This is a genomic window from Accumulibacter sp., assembly GCF_032229525.1.
Lineage (GTDB): Bacteria > Pseudomonadota > Gammaproteobacteria > Burkholderiales > Rhodocyclaceae > Accumulibacter.
Genome location: NZ_JAVTWB010000198.1, coordinates 20,287 through 25,842, shown reverse-complemented (window position 1 = coordinate 25,842; position 5,556 = coordinate 20,287). Strand labels below are relative to the sequence as shown.

Sequence of the window (5,556 nt, the reverse complement as noted above, 5' to 3'; positions counted from 1 at the left end):
CGCAGGGCATTACCATGGCGATGGCTACCAGACGCATGGCCATCAGCATGAGCACCCTGGTGACCAGGGTTCGTCACCGTCGCGGATGGTACAGATTGAGCGCGACATTCTGGCCAAGAATAGCGGCTACGCGGCACAGAACCGGCGTCGTTTCGAGGAGCACGGGATCTTTGCGCTCAACCTGGTGTCCAGTCCCGGCTCCGGAAAGACCAGCCTGCTGTGCCGCAGCATCGAGGCGCTGCGGGAGAAGCTGTCGATCGCGGTGATCGAGGGCGACCAGCAAACCAGCCATGACGCCGAACGCATCCGTGCCACGGGTGCCACGGCGGTACAGATCAACACCGGCAAGGGCTGTCACCTGGACGCCCACATGGTCGGCCACGCCCTGCACGAGCTGGCTCCGGTCGACGATTCCCTGCTGCTGATCGAGAATGTCGGCAATCTCGTCTGTCCGGCAGCCTTCGATCTCGGTGAGGCGCACAAGGTAGTGATCCTGTCGGTCACCGAGGGCGACGACAAGCCGCTCAAGTATTCCGACATGTTCCATGCCGCCTCGCTGATGCTGATCAACAAGATCGACCTGCTGCCCTACGTGTCCTTCGACGTCGATCTGGCAATCAGCTACGCCCGGCAGGTCAATCCGGCCTTGCAGGTGATCCAGCTCTCGGCGACCACCGGCGAGGGTTTCGACCAGTGGCTGGGCTGGCTGACGGCGGGCTGTGGCGCACGCCAGGAAAAGAAGATGGCGACGATGGCTTCGCTGCGGCGGCGGATCGTCGAGCTCGAAGCGCAGCTCTCGGCTGGTGCGGGAGACTGAGATGACCAAGACCATGGTTTGTCAGAACATACGAGTCAGCGGTGTCGTTCAGGGCGTCGGCTTTCGTCCCTTCGTCTGGCGCTTGGCCAAGGAACTGGGTCTCGGCGGCTGGGTGCGCAACGACTCACGCGGTGTCGAGATCGAGGTTTGCGGTGCGGCGCTGCAGGTGCAGAGTCTGATCGAACGCCTGCATCAGGACGCGCCGCCGTTGGCCCGGATCAATTCGGTGGTGGCGCGCGACGCAGCGCTCGCCGCTCACACCGGTCAGGATTTTGTGATCATCGACAGCCGCAGCGGCCGGGCAGCAACGATGATCGGGCACGATACGGCAGTCTGCCGCGACTGTCTGGCGGAAGTGTTCGAACCGAGTAGCCGGCGCTGGCGCTACGCGTTCACCAACTGTACCAATTGCGGACCACGCTACACCATCAGCCGCGGTTTGCCGTACGACCGGGCGCGCACCAGCCTCAAGCCTTTCGTCATGTGCCCCCGCTGTCAGCAAGAGTACCAGCGGCCCGAGGATCGGCGCTTCCACGCCGAAGCCAATTGCTGTCCAAAATGCGGCCCGCAGCTGTTCTTGCTCGATGCCGAAGGGCATCCGCTGCCCGATGATCCGCTGGCCCGCGCACTGGCCTTGCTGCGCCAGGGGAAGATCGTCGCCATCAAGGGTTTGGGCGGCTTCCATCTCGTCTGCGATGCACGCAATGCGGTCGCCGTCGCGCTGCTGCGCGAGCGCAAACAGCGCGACGAAAAACCTTTTGTCGTGATGCTGGCCAACGCCCCGTCGGCGGCTACTTTCGTCCAGGTAGGTATCGGTGAGCCGGGACTGCTCACCTTGCCGACGCGTCCGGCGATTCTCATCCGCAAGCGCGGCAATTGCGACGACGCCCTGCCTGGTGTCGCACCCGGCCTGGCCTGGCTTGGCGTCATGCTGCCTTACACGCCACTGCAGTTCCTGCTCTTTCACGAAGCCGCCAAGCGCCCGCCTGGCATGGGTTGGCTCGAACGCGCCCAGGATCTCGCGCTGGTGATGACCAGCGCCAACCCCGGTGGCGAACCGCTGGTGGTCGGTAACAGTGAAGCTTTGCTGCGACTCTACGGCATTGCTGATGCTTTCCTGATGCACGACCGCGACATCGTGACCCGTTGCGACGACAGCGTTGCGCGCATCACTACCAGCGGTCTGCAGTTCATCCGTCGGGCACGTGGCTACACGCCGCGGGCGATCAAGTTGCCGATCGCCGGGCCCTCGGTACTCGCGCTCGGTGGCTGGTTCAAGAACACCATCTGCGTGACGCGTGGTGACGAAGCCTTCGTGTCGCAGCATATTGGCGATCTCGACAACGCGGCTGTCTGCGATTTCCTTGAAGAGAATGTCGCGCAACTGGTGAAATTGCTGGGCGTCGAGCCGGCGATCGTCGCGCACGACCTGCATCCGGACTTTCACTCGACACGGTTTGCCGCCGAGTTTGCACAGCAGTGGAATTTACCGCTGTTGGGGGTGCAGCACCACCATGCGCACGCCGCCTCGGTGCTTGCCGAACACGGCATCCAGGGCAGCGCTCTGGCCCTCTCGCTCGACGGCGTCGGTCTGGGTACCGATGGCGCCGCCTGGGGTGGCGAACTGTTGCGCGTCAATGGCGATACGTTTGAACGCCTGGCCTCTCTCGCCCCACTGGCTCTTCCCGGTGGCGATCGCGCGGCGGCCGAACCCTGGCGGATGGCGGCGGCGGTGCTGCATCGACTTGGCCGGACCAACGAGATCGCCGAGCGGTTTTCGGCACAGCAAGCGGCGCCGGCGGTTGCACAGATGCTGCTCGGGGATATCAACTGCCCGCCGACATCGAGTATGGGACGGGTATTCGATGCCGCCGCCGGCCTGCTTGGCGTCAAGGCAGTGATGGCCTACGAAGGCCAGGCGGCAATGCTTCTGGAAGGCCTGGCACAGCGCTACGGCGAAGTTCTGCCCCTGGATCAAGGCTGGACGATCAGCAAGGGCCAGCTTGATCTGCTGCCGTTGCTGGCGGTGCTGGCCGACGAGAAGAACGCCGAGCGTGGCGCCGCACTCTTTCACGCGACGCTGATCGCCGCGCTGGGCGACTGGCTGCGGGTCCTGGTTCCGGGCGAACAGACGGTGATCGGCAGTGGTGGCTGCTTCCTCAACCAGGTTCTGGTGCGCGGCCTGCACACCCGCCTCAGTGCGCAGGGCATGCGCATCATCGAAGCGCGCCAGGTGCCGCCCAACGATGGTGGTCTGAGCGTCGGTCAGGCGTGGGTCGCCATGCAGCACCTGGCGAGTCGATAGGGGGCGGTCGAGATGTGTCTCGCGCTGCCGTGCCGGATCGTCGAACTGCGGCCCGGGGATCAGGCAATGATCGACGTCGCCGGCGTCGGCAAGGAGATTTCGCTGGCGCTGATGGAGGACGTGGCGGTCGGCGACTACGTCATCGTGCACGTGGGTTACGCGCTGAGCCGGCTTGATCCGGACGAGGCCGAGAAAACTCTGGCGCTGTTTGCCGAACTGGGTCAGGCTGCGCTGCAGGAGGCAACCAGCACGGGCGTTTGACGCGGCGGAGCAGCGAGGGAGGGGATTCGGGAATGGAGTCATCAAGAGCTGAGCACGTCGGTTGATGAAGTTTATCGACGAGTTTCGTGACGGCGAACTGGCCAGAGGTTTGGCCACGGCGATCCGCTTGGCAGCACGGGACGACCGCAACTATCACTTCATGGAGTTCTGCGGCGGCCACACGCATGCCATCGCCCGCTACGGCGTGAGCGATCTTCTGCCGCGCAACGTGCGCCTGATTCACGGCCCCGGTTGCCCGGTCTGTGTGCTGCCGATCGGCCGCATCGACATGGCGATTGGCCTCGCTGTCGACGCGGGTGTCACCCTCTGCAGCTACGGCGACCCCTTGCGCGTGCCGGCATCGGCAGGCCTGTCGCTGCTCAAGGCGAAAGCCCTTCTGGGCAGGAAAAGCGGCGAGCGCGGCGAGATCCGCATGGTCTATTCCGCTGCCGACGCGCTGGCGCTGGCGCAGCAGCATCCCGACCGGCAGGTGGTATTTTTCGCCATCGGTTTTGAAACCACGACGCCGCCGACGGCGGTGCTGATCAAACAGGCGCGGGCGCTCGTCCTGAGCAACTTCTCGGTGCTCTGCTGCCATGTGCTGACGCCGTCGGCAATTGCCAGCATCCTCGAATCGCCGGAAGTCCGGCGCTGGGGGACCGTGCCGCTCGACGGCTTCATCGGCCCGGCGCACGTGTCGACGATCATCGGCACACGGCCATACGAGTTCTTCGCCGAGGAGTACCGCAAGCCGGTGGTGATCGCCGGTTTCGAGCCGCTCGACGTGATGCAGGCGATCCTGATGCTGATCAAGCAGGTCAACGCCGGTCAGGCGCTGGTCGAGAACGAGTTCTCGCGCGCCGTGACGCGCGACGGTAACCGCAAGGCCCAGCAGCTGGTTTCAGAAGTCTTCGAGCTGCGCCGCTCGTTTGCCTGGCGCGGTCTGGGCGAGTTGCCCTATAGCGCACTCTGCATCCGCAAGGAGTTCGCCGAGTTCGATGCCGAGCGTCGTTTCGCGGCTGGCTACCGGGCTGTCGAAGATCATCCGGCCTGCGAGTGCGGCGCCGTGCTGCGTGGCGTCAAACGTCCGCAGGAATGCCGTATTTTCGGCAGCGTGTGTACCCCGGAGAATCCGGTCGGCTCGTGCATGGTGTCGTCGGAGGGGGCCTGCGCCGCGCACTACTCCTTTGGGCGCTTTGCCGATGTGGCGGTGGCGTCATGAGTGCCGTGCGTTCGGGCTACGTCCGTCCGCTCGACCTCAAGCACGGCGTCGTTGACATGACGCATGGCAGCGGCGGACGGGCCATGGCACAGCTGATCGAGGAACTGTTCGCCAGGCGACTCGGCAATGCCTATCTCGGACAGGGCAACGACGGCGCGGTGATGCCGATGCCGCCGGGTCGGCTGGTGATGTCCACCGACGGACACGTCGTTTCGCCGGTGTTCTTTCCCGGCGGCGACATCGGCTGCCTGTCGGTCAATGGCACCATCAACGACGTCGCCGTGCTCGGTGCGACGCCGCTCTATCTGGCGGCTGCCTTCATTCTCGAGGAAGGCTTTCCGCTCGCCGACCTGGTGCGTATCGTCGACTCGATGGCCCGTGCGGCCAAGGACGCCGGCGTGCCGGTGGTCACCGGCGACACCAAGGTGGTCCAGAAGGGTGCTGGCGACGGCGTCTACATCACCACCACTGGCGTCGGTGTCGTTGCCGACGGGGCCGATTTCTCGGGCGATCGGGCGCGACCCGGCGACCGGATCATCGTTTCGGGAAGCATCGGCGAGCACGGCATGGCGATCATGGCGCTACGCGAAAGCATCGGTTTCGCGGCTCCGATCGTTTCGGACACCGCGGCGCTGCACGGCTTGATTGCCGCCATGCGCGCCAGTGGCGCGGCGATCCGCGCGCTGCGTGACCCGACGCGCGGTGGTGTCGCGACGACGCTGAACGAGATCGCTCGTCAGTCCGGTGTCGGCATGATGCTGCAGGAAAATGCCATGCCGGTACAGGTCGAGGTTGCTGCCGCCTGCGAGTTTCTCGGCCTCGATCCGCTCTACGTGGCCAACGAAGGCAAGCTGCTGGCGGTCGTCGCAGAAGAAGACGCCGACGCCTTGCTCGCTGCAATGCACGCTCATCCACTGGGGCGGCGGGCAGCACTGATCGGCACTGTGCATC

Annotated in this window: 5 protein-coding genes; all 5 read left to right on the top strand. The window is 65.1% G+C overall.

The genetic code is table 11. From position 1 onward, the window contains the following. On the top strand, positions 1-817 hold an 817-nt coding region (gene hypB, locus RUW20_RS15555; protein WP_313953133.1), incomplete at its 5' end, for a hydrogenase nickel incorporation protein HypB. Position 818: 1 nt separating this feature from the next. Further along, entirely contained in the window at positions 819-3,122 is a 2,304-nt protein-coding gene (gene hypF, locus RUW20_RS15550; protein WP_313953132.1) for a carbamoyltransferase HypF, read from the top strand. Positions 3,123-3,134: 12 nt separating this feature from the next. Beyond that, positions 3,135-3,383 (top strand): HypC/HybG/HupF family hydrogenase formation chaperone, encoded by a 249-nt coding sequence (locus tag RUW20_RS15545; RefSeq protein ID WP_313953131.1) that lies wholly within the window; start codon positions 3,135-3,137, stop codon positions 3,381-3,383. 64 nt (positions 3,384-3,447) lie between these two features. Continuing rightward, positions 3,448-4,605, top strand: coding sequence for a hydrogenase formation protein HypD (gene hypD / locus RUW20_RS15540; protein WP_313953130.1), 1,158 nt, complete (start codon positions 3,448-3,450; stop codon positions 4,603-4,605). Next, positions 4,602-5,556, top strand: a 955-nt coding sequence (hypE, locus tag RUW20_RS15535) for a hydrogenase expression/formation protein HypE (protein WP_313953129.1), incomplete at its 3' end; no start/stop codon positions are given. The genes hypD and hypE, both read left to right, overlap by 4 nt.

Excerpts from the sequence above, each read along its gene's own strand:
- hypD (WP_313953130.1), top strand. The coding sequence starts at position 3,448 with ATGAAGTTTATCGACGAGTTTCGTGACGGCGAACTGGCCAGAGGTTTG.
- RUW20_RS15545 (WP_313953131.1), top strand. The coding sequence starts at position 3,135 with ATGTGTCTCGCGCTGCCGTGCCGGATCGTCGAACTGCGGCCCGGGGAT.
- hypF (WP_313953132.1), top strand. The coding sequence starts at position 819 with ATGACCAAGACCATGGTTTGTCAGAACATACGAGTCAGCGGTGTCGTT.